The organism is Modestobacter sp. VKM Ac-2977 (assembly GCF_026968045.1).
Lineage (GTDB): Bacteria > Actinomycetota > Actinomycetes > Mycobacteriales > Geodermatophilaceae > Modestobacter.
In genome coordinates this window covers 389,281-402,727 of record NZ_JAPVBQ010000003.1, presented here as the reverse complement: position 1 = coordinate 402,727, position 13,447 = coordinate 389,281, and the positions used below count along the sequence as shown (strand labels likewise).

General features: G+C 71.8%; 13 protein-coding genes. 9 read left to right on the top strand and 4 right to left on the bottom strand.

Translation table 11 applies throughout. The annotated features are described in order from the left end of the window. Positions 1–77 precede the first annotated feature (77 nt). Positions 78–1,232, top strand: coding sequence for a TIR domain-containing protein (locus O2V63_RS14685; protein ID WP_269168302.1), 1,155 nt, complete (start codon positions 78–80; stop codon positions 1,230–1,232). A gap of 5 nt (positions 1,233–1,237) precedes the next feature. On the opposite strand, the gene O2V63_RS14680 is transcribed toward O2V63_RS14685, so the two are convergent. Further along, positions 1,238–1,675 (bottom strand): hypothetical protein, encoded by a 438-nt coding sequence (locus O2V63_RS14680; protein WP_269168301.1) that lies wholly within the window; start codon positions 1,673–1,675, stop codon positions 1,238–1,240. A gap of 169 nt (positions 1,676–1,844) precedes the next feature. On the opposite strand from O2V63_RS14680, the gene O2V63_RS14675 reads away from it, so the two are divergent. Continuing rightward, positions 1,845–3,116: a M18 family aminopeptidase gene (locus O2V63_RS14675; RefSeq protein WP_269168300.1), complete on the top strand. Its 1,272-nt coding sequence runs from the start codon at positions 1,845–1,847 to the stop codon at positions 3,114–3,116. Between the two features lie 15 nt (positions 3,117–3,131). Here the strand turns inward: O2V63_RS14675 and O2V63_RS14670 are convergent, their stop codons facing one another. Beyond that, positions 3,132–3,521, bottom strand: a complete 390-nt coding sequence (locus tag O2V63_RS14670) for a hypothetical protein (RefSeq protein WP_269168299.1) — start codon at positions 3,519–3,521, stop codon at positions 3,132–3,134. A 40-nt stretch (positions 3,522–3,561) separates the two neighbouring features. After that, on the bottom strand, positions 3,562–5,187 hold the full coding sequence (locus O2V63_RS14665; protein ID WP_269168298.1) for an acyl-CoA dehydrogenase family protein: 1,626 nt from the start codon (positions 5,185–5,187) through the stop codon (positions 3,562–3,564). A gap of 160 nt (positions 5,188–5,347) precedes the next feature. Here O2V63_RS14665 and O2V63_RS14660 point away from each other — a divergent pair, with 160 nt between their 5' ends. Continuing rightward, entirely contained in the window at positions 5,348–6,706 is a 1,359-nt protein-coding gene (locus tag O2V63_RS14660; RefSeq protein WP_269168297.1) for a glucose-6-phosphate dehydrogenase, read from the top strand. Positions 6,707–6,714: 8 nt separating this feature from the next. Here O2V63_RS14660 and O2V63_RS14655 read toward each other — a convergent pair whose 3' ends face one another. After that, entirely contained in the window at positions 6,715–6,951 is a 237-nt protein-coding gene (locus O2V63_RS14655; protein ID WP_269168296.1) for a hypothetical protein, read from the bottom strand. 90 nt (positions 6,952–7,041) lie between these two features. Here O2V63_RS14655 and O2V63_RS14650 point away from each other — a divergent pair, with 90 nt between their 5' ends. From O2V63_RS14650 to O2V63_RS14625, 6 genes are all read left to right on the top strand, one after another. Next, a complete protein-coding gene (locus O2V63_RS14650; RefSeq protein WP_269168295.1) occupies positions 7,042–8,727 on the top strand; it encodes a ribonuclease J in 1,686 nt (561 codons plus the stop codon). Positions 8,728–8,893: 166 nt separating this feature from the next. After that, positions 8,894–10,375 carry a SulP family inorganic anion transporter gene (locus tag O2V63_RS14645; protein ID WP_269168294.1) on the top strand — a complete coding sequence of 494 codons (1,482 nt, stop codon included), beginning with the start codon at positions 8,894–8,896 and terminating at the stop codon, positions 10,373–10,375. Between the two features lies 1 nt (position 10,376). Next, a complete protein-coding gene (locus O2V63_RS14640) occupies positions 10,377–10,769 on the top strand; it encodes a MerR family transcriptional regulator (RefSeq protein WP_269168293.1) in 393 nt (130 codons plus the stop codon). Between the two features lie 64 nt (positions 10,770–10,833). Next, on the top strand, positions 10,834–12,282 hold the full coding sequence (gene argG / locus O2V63_RS14635; protein WP_269168292.1) for an argininosuccinate synthase: 1,449 nt from the start codon (positions 10,834–10,836) through the stop codon (positions 12,280–12,282). 22 nt (positions 12,283–12,304) lie between these two features. Next, positions 12,305–12,691 carry a YchJ family protein gene (locus O2V63_RS14630; RefSeq protein ID WP_269168291.1) on the top strand — a complete coding sequence of 129 codons (387 nt, stop codon included), beginning with the start codon at positions 12,305–12,307 and terminating at the stop codon, positions 12,689–12,691. A gap of 108 nt (positions 12,692–12,799) precedes the next feature. Further along, entirely contained in the window at positions 12,800–13,447 is a 648-nt protein-coding gene (locus O2V63_RS14625; protein ID WP_269168290.1) for an FMN-dependent NADH-azoreductase, read from the top strand.

The following is a 13,447-nucleotide window of genomic DNA, read 5'->3' as shown; positions in this document are numbered from 1 at the left end:
ACTTCAAGTCAAGTAGCCGGGCCCTACGGGTCCGGCGCTCCACCTAAGTCGCCCAGAGCGGGCACCCCGGGGGCCACATGAACGACGCAGTAATTTTTTGGAGCTACGCACATAGAGACGACGAAGCCGACTCGGGTGGAATCACTCACCTTGCTTCCCGAATCGCTAATGAGTACAGCCTGCTCACGGGGAGGGATCTTGACCTGTTCGTCGACAAGAAGCTGAAGTGGGGGGAATTGTGGCGTGAGCGGATCGACAGCTCCCTGGCCGCGAGCACCTATCTAATCCCCGTCCTGACGCCCCGATACTTCCAGCGGGACGAGTGCCGCAAGGAATTGCGTGAATTCCACGCTCAGGCCAAAGCCCGCGGAGTTGCAGACGTGCTACTCCCAATCCTATATGCGGAGATTGAGGACTTCAGCTCCGAGAATCCGGACGAATTAATAGCTCTAGCTTCGCGAAGTCAGTACGCAGATTGGCGCGAACTTCGAGTGAAGGGCCCAGAGTCGGCGGAGTACAGGGAAGAGTTGAACACCGTCGCCAAGCGCCTTGTAGAGGTCACCCGCAGAGTGACCGAACGGCAGTTGCAGGAAGAATCTGACGCGCCGCCAGTCCCCGAGGAGCAGCGCTTCTACGACATCTTAGAGACCGTGAAGGCGAAATTGCCGACACTGATTGAAGCGGTCGAGCAGGATCGGGTGACCGAAGCGCAATACCTTGCACAATTGACTGTATACAACCAGCGAATGGATCGACTGCGCCGTGCCGGCCGTGCTGGCGCGGTCCCAGCGGTCTTGCAGGAGCTGGGTCGCGCCAACCTTCCGTTCGCGCAACGACATGCGCAACTGGCTCGACACTACAACTCCCTCGCATTGGAACTAGACCCCCTGATGAGCGCCCTGTTTCGCGCCGCCAAGGAGTCGTCCGAGGAGCATCGCTTACTGCTTGAAATTGTTGACGACATTGAGGATATCTACCAGAGAATCCAGTCTCTGCCCGACTCGGAAAGTCCCAGGGTCACAAAGCAACGACAGTACGCAGAAAAGAGTCGAACATGGCGGGAGATCGTAAACGCGTTCGACTCATCGTCCCCTTTCGCCGTGGAGGGCAACGCCCTAGTTAGCAACTGGCGAGCGCAAGCGACTCAAGCCATGGGGGGTGAGGAAGAGCATTCCAACGACAGCGCTGACCTCGTCCACCAGGACGCGGGGACAGGGCGCCTTGACGACTAGTGGGGTTAGCGCAAGCGGTGGCCCCGCCACGCGCAGGGCAGCGTGCAGCGTCGACCGCCCGTTGGTAGGGGAGGAGCACACCCGCACGTCGACGGTCCTCTCCGCTTCGGCCCGGCGATCGTCGGCGGCTGCGCATCGAGGCGGAGCAATTCCTCGGTGGCGCGTTTCTCCAGCCGGGCCACCGACAGCCCGCTCGCCCAGGGGAGCAGCGCGGACAGCTCCGCGAAGAAGAACTCGCTGATCTCCGCGCCACCTGCCTCACTGGCCCAGTCCGGCCGGCGGGCACCGGGACCCTCCGGGTCCAGCGCAGCGGGTCGCCGGCCGGCCAGGGCGAGGATCAGCTCGGCCTCTTCGGTGGCGGCCATCGCCCGCCGCCGCTGCACCCCCTGCAGCCGGGCATCCATCTCCTCATCAGAGGAGATGACGTCCCGCGCGTCGCGCACGCACCGCCGGTGAAGGAGAGGTCGAGCGCCACACCCCGGAATCCCGGTGGGATCGCCGTCGTCATCGCATGACGAACATACGTACGGGCTCTGGCAGTCTCCCTGGCCCTGCCGGCGGCTCAGAGACGGGCTGGGCCAGGCCCCCAGCCCGTCGAGCAAGATGGAGCCCATGCCGGACCTCTCCCTCGGTGACGACCTGCGGGCCTTCGTCGACACCTCCCCCTCGCCGTCGCACGCCGTCGCGGAGCTCGCCCGGCGGTTGCGCGCGGCCGGCTTCACCGAGCTCGCCGAGGCCGACCGGTGGCAGCTGGCCCCCGGCGGGCAGCACTTCGTCGTCCGGCACGGCAGCCTGATCGCGTTCCGGGTCGGCAGCGCTTCGCCGGCCGAGGCGGGGCTGCGGCTGGTCGGCGCGCACACCGACTCCCCCACGTTCAAGGTGCGGCCGCGCAACGACGTCCGGCAGGCCGGGTACCGGCTGGTCGGCGTCGAGCCCTACGGCGGCGGGCTGTGGCACACCTGGCTGGACCGGGAGCTCACCGTGGCCGGCCGGGTGGCGCTGCGTGGCGGCGGCACCGCACTCGTGCGGTTGCCCGGTGCGCCGCTGCGGCTGCCGTCGCTGGCGATCCACCTGGACCGCAGCGTGCGCGACGGCCTGAAGCTGGACCCGCAGCGGGAACTGGTGCCCGTCTGGTCCCAGGACCTGGGCACCGAGCCGGGCCTGCGGGAGGCGCTGGCCGCCGAGGTGGGCGCGGCCGTGCAGGACGTCGTCGGGCACGACCTGGTGCTCGCCGACACCCAGCCGGCCGGCCGCACGGGCGCCGACGGCAGCTGGATCGCCGCGCCGCGGCTGGACAACCTGGCCAGCTGTCACGCCGGGGTGACGGCGCTGATCGCCGCGGCGGCCACCAGCCGCACCCAGCTGCTGGTCGCCAACGACCACGAGGAGGTGGGCAGCGGCTCGATGTCCGGGGCGCGCGGCAGCTTCCTGGAGGACGTCGTCCGCCGGCTGGTGGCGGTCCTGGACGCCGGTGACCCGCAGGCGCTCCCCCGGGCACTGGCACAGTCCCGGCTGGTCTCGGCGGACATGGCGCACGCCGTCCACCCGACCCGCTCCGACCGGCACGAGCCCGGCCACCAGCCGCAGCTGGGCGGCGGGCCGGTGCTGAAGGTGAACGCCAACCAGGCCTACGCCACCGACGCGGTGACCAGCGGCTGGTTCGCCGAGCGCTGCGCGGAGGCGTCGGTGCCGGTGCAGTGGTTCGTCACCCGCGCCGATCTGCCCTGCGGGAGCACGATCGGCCCGCTGACGGCGACCCGGCTGGGCATCGCGACCGTCGACGTCGGCGCACCCATGCTGGCCATGCACTCGGCCCGCGAGCTGGCCTCGGCCCTCGACGTCCCGCTGATGGTCGGCGCGCTGACCGCCTGCTTCGCCGACTGATCGCGCCGGGGGAGGTCAGGCGTCGATGCGACGGCGACCCGGTGCCCGGCCGATCCCGACCGCGACCAGGAACGAGCCGAGGAACAGGCCCACGGCGATCAGCAGGGCGCCCACCATGAAGAGCCCGGTCTCGTCCTGGCGGGCTGCGTCGACCGTCCAGCAGAGCGTGAACGGCACGGTCACCACCAGCGCCGCGACCAGCGGCCGCCGCGCCCACCCGGCCAGCACCGTGGCGGCCAGCAGCGTCAGCACGCAGCCGACCACCTGCCACGTCTCGTAGGGGCCCGAGGTCGTGCTGGTCTCCGGGTCGAACTGGTACTCCCGGTCCCAGGCCAGCCACGCGACCCAGGCGAGCACGCTCAGCCCGGCCGCGCCGGCGGTCAGGGCGGTTCGACGTCCGGTCATGCGCCGGAGGATAGGGCGCGCGGTGGCGGATCGGGCCCGGTCAGGCGCGCGCCGCGATCGCGGCGAGGTCCAGGCCGGGGTCCAGCGCCCCGTACTCCAGGCTGCGGTCGGCCCCGAGCCGGGCGGAGACGAAGGCATCGGCGACGGCGGCCGGCGCCTCCCGGATCAGGACGGCGCCCTGCAGGGCGAGCGCCAGCGCCTCCACGACCCGGCGGGCGTGCTGCGGGGCGCTCCCCGGGTCGGCCTGCACCCGGCCGATCAGCGCCCGGGTGGCCTGCACGTGCGCGTCGAAGGCCCGGTGCCGGCCCAGCGCCGAGACGACCTCCTCGTCGACGGCGGCCACCGACTCCGGCTCGCGAGCCAGGGCCCGGAGGACGTCGAGGGCGATCACGTTGCCCGACCCCTCCCAGACCGCCATCACCGGCTGCTCCCGGTAGCGGCGGGCCAGCGGGAAGGCCTCGGTGTAGCCGTTGCCGCCCAGGCACTCCAGCGCCTCGTAGGCGTGGTGCGGCCCGCGCTTGCAGATCCAGTACTTCGCCACGGGGGTGGCGAGCCGGCGGAACGCGACCGACTCGGCGTCCTCGCTGTCGTACGCCGCGGCCACCCGCAGCGCTGTCCAGGTGGCCGCCTCGGCCTCCAGCTGCAGGTCGGCGACGACGGCGGTCATCGCCGGCTGGTCGATCAGGGTCGCGCCGAAGGCGCGGCGGTGCCGGGTGTGCCAGGCGGCCTCGGCGACGGCCTGCCGCATGCCGGCGGCGCTGCCCAGGACGCAGTCCAGCCGGGTCTGCCCGACCATCTCGATGATGGCGCGGACCCCGCGCCCCTCCTCCCCGACCAGCCAGCCGACCGTGTCCTCCAGCTCGATCTCCGAGGAGGCGTTCGACCGGTTGCCGAGCTTGTCCTTGAGCCGCTGGATGCGGAACACGTTGCGGTCCCCGCCGGGCAGTACGCGGGGCACCAGGAAGCAGGAGAGGCCGGTGCCGGTCTGGGCGAGCACCAGGAACGCGTCGGACTGCGGGGCCGAGCAGAACCACTTGTGCCCGGTCAGCCGCCAGGTGCCGTCGCCGGCGTCGACCGCCCGGGTGGTGTTGGCCCGCACGTCCGAGCCGCCCTGCTTCTCGGTCATCGCCATGCCGAAGACCGCCGAGGACTTGGTGGCCGGGTCGCGCAGCTCGGGGTCGTAGTCCCGGGAGAAGACCTTGGGCAGCCACACGTCGGCCAGCTCCGGCGCCGCCCGCAGCGAGGGGACGACGGCGTGGGTCATGCTCACCGGGCAGGCGTGCCCGGGCTCGACCTGGGCGAAGAGCATGAACGCCGCCGCCCGGGCGACGTGCGCACCGGGCCGCGGCTCCGCCCAGCAGCTGGTGTGCGCGCCGTGCGCGATCGCCGCGGCGCTGATCCGGTGGTAGGCGGGGTGGAACTCGACCGCGTCGACCCGGTTGCCCCAGCGGTCGTGGCCGGCGAACACCGGCGGGTGGGTGTTGGCGAGCTCGGCGTCCCGCTGGAAGTCGGCCTGTCCGACGAGCGACCCGACCTCGGCGAGGTGCTCGGCGGACCAGCCGGCGCCGTGGCGCTCGACCGCCTCGGTCAGGGCCGGGTTGGTCGAGTACTCGTCCAGGTCGACCCGCGGCGGCGCCTGGTTGAGGACCTCGTGCGTGCTGCTCACTGCGCCTCCTCGCCGACGTGGTCCCGGTTCCCAGGAGTGGACCACGGCCGTTCGCCGGATCGGCTGATCGGGCGTCCCGGGGTTCAGCGCTGCGAGCCCTGGGCAGGGCGCGGAGGGGCTTGCGGACGGCGGGCCCGACACGACGACGGAGAGGACGACGATGCAGGCGACCCTCGTGGTGCTGGGCGGGACGGGTGACCTCACCGGCCGCCTCCTCCTCCCGGGGCTGGCCCAGCTGGTCCAGGCAGATGCGCTCGACGGCGACGTCGACGTGCTGGCGGTGGGCCGGGACGACTGGTCGGAGCAGGAGTACCGGGAGTGGGCACGCGACCGGCTCGCCGAGCACGCCACGCACGTGCCCGAGGAGGCCCAGGACCGTCTGCTCGACCGGCTGGGCTACCAGCGCGGCGACGTCACCGCCCCCGAGGACCTGCGGCAGGTGCTGGCCCGCGTGCCGGGGCGCCCGGTGGTCTACCTGGCCCTGCCGAACACCGTCTTCCTCCCCACCCTGGAGGCACTGACCGAGGTCGAGCTGCCCGAGGAGACGACGATCGCCGTGGAGAAGCCCTTCGGCCGCGACGAGGCCGACGCCCGGCAGCTCAACGCCGTCCTGCACCGGCTGGTCCCGGAGGAGCGGGCGTTCCGCACGGACCACTTCCTGGCCAAGCAGACCGTGCTCAACGTCCTGGGGCTGCGCTTCGCCAACCGGCTGTTCGAGCCGGTCTGGAACGCCTCGCACGTCGACCGGGTCGAGATCGTCTTCGACGAGACGCTCGGCCTCGAGGGGCGCGCCGGCTACTACGACACGGCGGGCGCGCTGCGGGACATGCTGCAGAACCACCTGCTCCAGCAGCTGGCCCTCGTGGCGATGGAGCCGCCGAACGCGGTCGACGGCGCCAGCCTGTCCGCCCGCAAGGCCGACGTCCTGCGGGCGGTCCGGCCCCCGGCCGACATGGCCCGGGACACCGTGCGCGGGCGGTACACCGCCGGGACCGTCCAGGGCCGGGAGCTGCCGGACTACACCAGCGAGGAGGGCGTCGACCCGGCGCGGGAGACCGAGACGCACGCCGAGTTCACGGTGACGATCGACAACTGGCGCTGGGCGGGCGTGCCGTTCCGGCTGCGCAGCGGGAAGGCGCTGGGCGCGGGCCGGCGGGAGATCGCCATCTGGTTCAAGCCCGTGCCGCACCTGGCCTTCGGTGACCAGCAGCTCCAGCCGGACGTGCTGCGACTGGGCCTCGACCCCGACCACGTCACGCTGGAGCTGAACCTCAACGGGGCCGGCGAGCCGTTCGACCTCGAGCGCCGCGCCCTGGACATCGACCTGCCCCCGAACGACCTGTCGGCCTACGGGCTGCTGCTCCGGGAGGTGCTGGCCGGGGACGCCACCCTGTCCATCAGCGACGTGGAGGCCGAGCAGTCCTGGCGCATCGTCGAGCCGATCCTGGCCGCCTGGTCGGCGGGTGAGGTGCCGCTGCAGGAGTACCCGGCCGGGTCCGCCGGGCCCGATCGCGGCTGAGCCGCCCCCTACGTCGGGGGCTCCAGCAGGAACAGCCGGTGGACCACCTCCGACCAGGCGGCGCGGACCTCCGCGGGCCGGTCGGCGACGAGGTCCCGGATGCAGGCGAGGACCTCGCGCCCCTCGCTCAGGACGCCCTGGAAGGCCAGGCCGAACACCAGGGAGCGGATCTCGTCGAGCGGCAGGCCGGCATCGAGCAACGGCTGGACGACCCACTGGTGTTCGTCCCGGGCGAGCGACTCCACACCAGACGTTCGCCGGCAGGCGCCGGGTCGGATGCAGACGCGCCGGGACCGGCGGCAGCTCGCCGGTCCCGCGCACGTAGCGTGAAGGGCATGAGCCGCTCTCGCCGCGACCCCGGCACCCCTCCGGCACTGGCCCCCAACGGCCTGCGGGTCGTCGCCCTCGGTGGCCTGGGTGAGATCGGCCGCAACATGACCGTCTTCGAGCACGCCGGCAAGCTGCTGATCGTCGACTGCGGCGTGCTCTTCCCCGAGGAGCACCAGCCCGGGATCGACGTGATCCTCCCGGACTTCACCTCCATCCGGGACCGGCTGGACGACATCGTGGCCGTCGTCCTGACGCACGGGCACGAGGACCACATCGGCGGTGTCCCGTACCTGCTGCGGGAGCGGCGGGACATCCCCGTCATCGGGTCGAAGCTGACGCTGGCCTTCATCGAGGCCAAGCTCAAGGAACACAAGATCACCCCGGTGACCGAGCAGGTCGCGGAGGGCGACGAGCTGCGGCTCGGCCCCTTCGACCTGGAGTTCCTGGCGGTCAACCACTCCATCCCCGACGCGCTCGCCGTGGCCATCCGCACCGCGGCCGGCCTCGTGCTGCACACCGGCGACTTCAAGATGGACCAGTTCCCCCTGGACCAGCGGATCACCGACCTGCGCGGGTTCGCCCGGCTCGGCGAGGAGGGCGTCGACCTCTTCCTCACCGACTCCACCAACGCCGACGTCCCCGGCTTCACCACGTCGGAGGGTGAGCTCACCCCGGCGATCGACACGGTCTTCCGGACCGCCCCCAAGCGGGTCATCGTCTCCAGCTTCGCCAGCCACGTGCACCGCATCCAGCAGGTCCTCGACGCCGCGCACGCGCACGGCCGCAAGGTCGCCTTCGTCGGCCGGTCGATGGTCCGCAACATGGGGATCGCCCGCGACCTGGGGTACCTGCGGGTGCCCAAGGGCCTGGTGGTCGACATGAAGGTGCTGGAGAAGCTGCCCGCCGACCAGGTGTGCCTGGTCTGCACCGGCTCCCAGGGCGAGCCGATGGCGGCGCTGTCCCGGATGGCCAACCGGGACCACGTCATCCGGATCTCCGAGGGCGACACGGTGCTGCTGGCCAGCTCGCTCATCCCCGGCAACGAGAACGCCATCTACCGGATCATCAACGAGTTCACCCGGATCGGCGCCAACGTCGTCCACAAGGGCAACGCCAAGGTGCACGTCTCCGGGCACGCCAGCGCCGGCGAGCTCGTGTACTGCTACAACATCGTCAAGCCGCGCAACGTCATGCCGGTGCACGGGGAGGCGCGGCACCTGCGGGCCAACGCCGACCTGGCGATCCGCACCGGCGTCGACCCGAGCCGGGTCGTCATCGCCGAGGACGGCTCGGTGATCGACCTGGTCGACGGCCGGGTCTCGATCACCGGCAAGGTGTCCGCCGGCAACGTCTACGTCGACGGCTCGACCGTCGGCGGCGCGACCGAGGCCTCGCTGAAGGACCGGCGCACCCTCGCGGAGGAGGGCGTGATCACCGTCGTGGCGATCGTCGACGCCAACACCGGGCAGCTCGTGGAGGCCCCCGACTTCCTGGCCCGCGGCTTCGTCCACGAGGCCGAGTCCTTCGACGCCGCGGTGCCGTTGATCGAGCGGGAGCTGGCCCGCGCGGCGGCCGACGGCGTCAAGGACGCCGCCCAGCTGGAGTCGCTGATCGCCAAGGCCGTCGGCAACTGGGCGAACCGGTCCCACCGCCGCACCCCGATGATCATCCCGGTGGTCATCGACGCCTGAGCCACCGCGGGGGCATGGTGTCAGCCCCGGCGGGTCGCTCCACCGACCTCCCGTGACGTGAGGGTAGGGTGTCGGCGACGCGAGCGGCCGCGACGGCCGCTCAGACCCGGATCACCGCTGCTCCGGCCGCTTGCGCCCGATGGGCGCACGACCCGAAGACGGTGGCATGTCCCTCCCGACCGCACTCTCCGCACCCGGCCGCCCCGCGTGGCTGGCGCCGAAGGTGGCCCGCACCGAGGTGCTCGCCGGCCTCGTGGTGGCCCTGGCGCTGATCCCCGAGGCGATCAGCTTCTCCATCATCGCCGGGGTCGACCCCCGGGTCGGGCTCTTCGCCTCGTTCACGATGGCGGTGGTGATCGCCTTCACGGGTGGCCGGCCGGCGATGATCAGCGCCGCCACCGGGGCGATCGCGCTGGTCATCGCCCCGCTGGTGCGTGACCACGGGCTGGAGTACCTGCTGGCCGCCGTCGTCCTCGGCGGGGTGCTCCAGGTGCTGCTGGGCCTGGCCGGCTTCGCCCGGTTGATGCGGTTCGTGCCGCGCAGCGTCATGGTCGGCTTCGTCAACGCGCTGGCCATCCTCATCTTCATGGCGCAGCTGCCGTACCTGGTCGACGTGTCCTGGCTGGTCTACCCGATGGTGGCCGCCGGGCTGGCGATCATCTTCCTGCTCCCGCGGCTGAGCAGCGTCGTCCCGGCCCCGCTGGTGTCGATCGTGGTGCTCACCGGGCTGACCGTGGCGGTCGGCCTGACCGTGCCGAACGTGGGCGACCAGGGCGAGCTGCCCGACAACCTGCCGCTGTTCGGCATCCCGGACCTGCCGTTCACCTGGGAGACGCTGACGATCATCGCCCCCTACGCCCTCGGCGTGGCGTTCGTCGGGCTGATGGAGTCCCTGCTGACGGCCAAGCTGGTCGACGACCTGACCGACACCCACTCGGACAAGACCCGCGAGTCCTGGGGGCAGGGCGTGGCCAACATCGTCACCGGCTTCTTCGGCGGCATGGGCGGCTGCGCCATGATCGGCCAGACGATGATCAACGTGCGCTCCGGCGCCCGCACCCGGCTGTCGACCTTCCTCGCCGGGGTGTTCCTGCTGGTCCTGGTCGTCGTCCTCGGCGACATCGTGGCGATCATCCCGATGGCCGCGCTGGTGGCCGTGATGATCTTCGTGTCGATCGCGACCTTCGACTGGCACAGCCTGCGCACCATCCACCGGATGCCGCGCAGCGAGACCGTCGTGATGCTCTCCACCGTCGCGGTCACCCTCGCCACGCACAACCTCGCCATCGGCGTCGGCGTCGGCGTGCTGGTCGCCTGCGTGCTCTTCGCCCGCCGGGTGGCCCACCTCGTCGAGGTCACCAGCACGACCAGCCCGGACGGGACGACGCGCTTCTACGCCGTCCACGGCGCGCTGTTCTTCGCCTCCAGCAACGACCTCTACCAGCAGTTCGACTACGCCGACGACCCCGCCGACGTCGTCATCGACCTGTCCGGCGCCCAGGTCTGGGACGCCTCCACCGTCGCCACCCTGGACGCGATCACGCACAAGTACGAGACGCGCGGCAAGACCGTGCAGATCGTGGGCCTGAGCGAGCACTCGGCCGACCGCTACGAGCGGCACACCGGCCAGCTGGCCGGGGGGCACTGAGGTGGCCGGGCACGGCGAGCTGATGCAGATCGGCCAGGTGGCCGAGCGGATCGGGCTGAGCCTGCGCACCATCCGGTTCTACGAGGAGAACGGGCTCGTCGTCCCCACGAGCCGCACCGAGGGGGGCTTCCGGCTCTACAGCGAGGCAGACGTCGCCCGCTTCGAGGTGATCAAGCGGATGAAGCCGCTGGGCTTCTCGCTGGAGGAGATGCAGGAGCTGCTCACCCTGCTCCAGGACCTCGAGCACGGCACGGGCGACCGCGAGCAGCTGCTGACCCGGCTGCGCGAGTTCCACGAGGCCGCCACGGCCCGGGTCGCCGCGCTGCGCGACCAGCTGGCCGTCGCCGAGGGGTTCGCCGGCACGCTGGCCGGCCGGCTGGAGACCCACCGCTAGGACGCGACGCGGGTCACCCGACCCGGCTTTGCATGGTCATACAGTGCAATGCATACTCGTGTCCATGTCCAAGGTGCTCACGTCCCTGCCCGTCGGCGAACGCGTCGGCATCGCCTTCTCCGGCGGTCTCGACACCTCGGTCGCGGTGGCCTGGATGCGCGACAAGGGCGCCGTGCCCTGCACCTACACCGCGGACATCGGACAGGCCGACGAGCCCGACATCGGCTCGGTGCCCGGCCGCGCCACCGCCTACGGCGCCGAGCTCGCCCGGCTGGTCGACTGCCGGGCCGCCCTGGTCGAGGAGGGGCTCGCGGCGCTGACCTGCGGCGCCTTCCACATCCGCTCCGGCGGCCGCAGCTACTTCAACACCACCCCGCTCGGCCGCGCGGTCACCGGCACCCTGCTGGTGCGGGCGATGCTGGCCGACGGCGTCCAGATCTGGGGCGACGGCTCCACCTACAAGGGCAACGACATCGAGCGGTTCTACCGCTACGGCCTGCTGGCCAACCCGGGGCTGCGGATCTACAAGCCGTGGCTGGACGCCGACTTCGTCACCGAGCTCGGCGGCCGCAAGGAGATGTCGGAGTGGCTGGTCGCCCACGGCCTGCCCTACCGGGACAGCGCGGAGAAGGCCTACTCCACCGACGCCAACATCTGGGGCGCGACGCACGAGGCCAAGACCCTCGAGCACCTCGACACCGGCATCGAGACCGTCGAGCCGATCATGGGCGTGAAGTTCTGGGACCCGACGGTCGAGATCGCCGCCGAGGACGTCACGGTCGGCTTCGAGTACGGCCGGCCGGTGACGATCAACGGCAAGGAGTTCGCCACCCCGGTCGACCTGGTGCTGGAGGCCAACGCGATCGGCGGACGGCACGGCCTCGGCATGTCCGACCAGATCGAGAACCGGATCATCGAGGCGAAGAGCCGGGGCATCTACGAGGCACCGGGGATGGCCCTGCTGCACGCGGCCTACGAGCGGCTGGTCAACGCCATCCACAACGAGGACACGCTGGCCACGTACCACTCCGAGGGCCGCCGGCTGGGCCGGCTGATGTACGAGGGCCGCTGGCTGGACCCGCAGGCGATGATGCTGCGCGAGTCGCTGCAGCGCTGGGTCGGCATGGCGGTCAGCGGTGAGGTAACGCTGCGGCTGCGGCGCGGCGAGGACTACTCGGTGCTGGACACCTCCGGCCCGGCCTTCAGCTACCACCCGGACAAGCTGTCCATGGAGCGCACCCAGGACTCCGCCTTCGGGCCGGTCGACCGGATCGGCCAGCTGACCATGCGCAACCTGGACATCGCCGACTCGCGGGCCAAGCTGGAGCAGTACGCCCGGATGGGCATGGTCGGCGGCGCCACCCCGACGTCCATCGGTGCAGCCCAGGCCGCCTCGACTGGGTTGATCGACGCCACCCAGCAGGGCGGCGCCGAGGCGATCGCCTCGCGCGGCCAGGTCTCCGAGCACGACGAGCTGCTGGACCGCGCGGCGATGGAGGCCGGCACCGACTGATCCGCTCCTGGAGACTGAACGGGTGGCTCCCCGACACTGCCCGTGCGGCACCGGCCTGCCCTACGCCGAGTGCTGCGGCCGGCTGCACGCGGGGACGGCGACCGCGGGGACGGCCGAGCAGCTGATGCGCTCGCGCTACAGCGCCTTCGCGGTCGTGGACGCCGGGTACCTGCTGAGCACCTGGCACTCCAGCACCCGGCCCCGCACCCTCGACCTCGACCCCGCGGTGCGCTGGACCGGGTTGGAGGTGCTGGCCACCACCGGCGGCACCCTGCTGGCACCGGAGGGCACGGTGGAGTTCCGGGCCCACCACCGCGCCGGCGGGGTGCGCGGAGCCCAGCACGAGCACAGCCGGTTCGCCCGCGAGGACGGCCGGTGGCGCTACGTCGACGGGGTCTCGCTGGACTGAGCGCCGGATGCTCCACGTGGAACATCCGCCCCGACCGACGTCCCGGCGCCCGGCACTGCTTGGGTGGGTCCCGGCGACCCCGCCCACCCCCAGCCCCGGGAGCCCTCGATGCCGCACCTGCTGCACCTCGACTCGTCCGCCGATCCGCGCACCTCCGCCTCCCGGGAGGTCACCGCCGCCTTCGCCCGGGGCTGGCAGGACCGCGGCGCGGAGTTCACCGTGGCCTCCCGGGACCTGCAGGCCGACCCGCCGCCGCACCTGCCCGACGCCGCCCTGCACTGGACCCCCCGGCTGCGCACGCCCGAGGAGGTCGTCGACCCGGCCGCCGAGGCACAGCAGCACGTCTACCTCGACGAGCTGCTGGCCGCCGACGTCCTGCTGGTCGGCGCGCCGATGTACAACTGGTCGCTGCCCTCCACCCTCAAGGCCTGGCTCGACCACGTGCACGTGCTGGGCGCGACGGTGCCCTTCGGCGACTACGAGGCCCGGCCACTGGCCGGGCGGCACGCCGTCATCGTCTCCAGCCGGGGGGCGAGCTACGACGCCGGCGGCGAGCAGGCCAGCTGGGACCACACCGTGCCGCCGCTGGAGCTGGTGCTCGGACGATCCTTCGGCATGACGGTCTCGGTCATCACCCTGCAGCTGACCCTGGCCGACCGGGTCCCGGCGATGGCCGACCTGCGCGAGCGTGCCGCCGCCGAGGCCGACGCCGCCCGCAGCTTCGCCGAGGAGCTCGCCGAGCGCATCGTCCCCTGA

Bases quoted from the DNA above. Each gene is read 5' to 3' on its own strand.
- O2V63_RS14670 (WP_269168299.1), bottom strand. From the start codon at position 3,521: ATGACCGGACGTCGAACCGCCCTGACCGCCGGCGCGGCCGGGCTGAGC.
- O2V63_RS14625 (WP_269168290.1), top strand. From the start codon at position 12,800: ATGCCGCACCTGCTGCACCTCGACTCGTCCGCCGATCCGCGCACCTCC.
- O2V63_RS14675 (WP_269168300.1), top strand. From the start codon at position 1,845: ATGCCGGACCTCTCCCTCGGTGACGACCTGCGGGCCTTCGTCGACACC.
- argG (WP_269168292.1), top strand. From the start codon at position 10,834: ATGTCCAAGGTGCTCACGTCCCTGCCCGTCGGCGAACGCGTCGGCATC.
- O2V63_RS14645 (WP_269168294.1), top strand. From the start codon at position 8,894: ATGTCCCTCCCGACCGCACTCTCCGCACCCGGCCGCCCCGCGTGGCTG.
- O2V63_RS14685 (WP_269168302.1), top strand. From the start codon at position 78: ATGAACGACGCAGTAATTTTTTGGAGCTACGCACATAGAGACGACGAA.
- O2V63_RS14660 (WP_269168297.1), top strand. From the start codon at position 5,348: ATGCAGGCGACCCTCGTGGTGCTGGGCGGGACGGGTGACCTCACCGGC.
- O2V63_RS14650 (WP_269168295.1), top strand. From the start codon at position 7,042: ATGAGCCGCTCTCGCCGCGACCCCGGCACCCCTCCGGCACTGGCCCCC.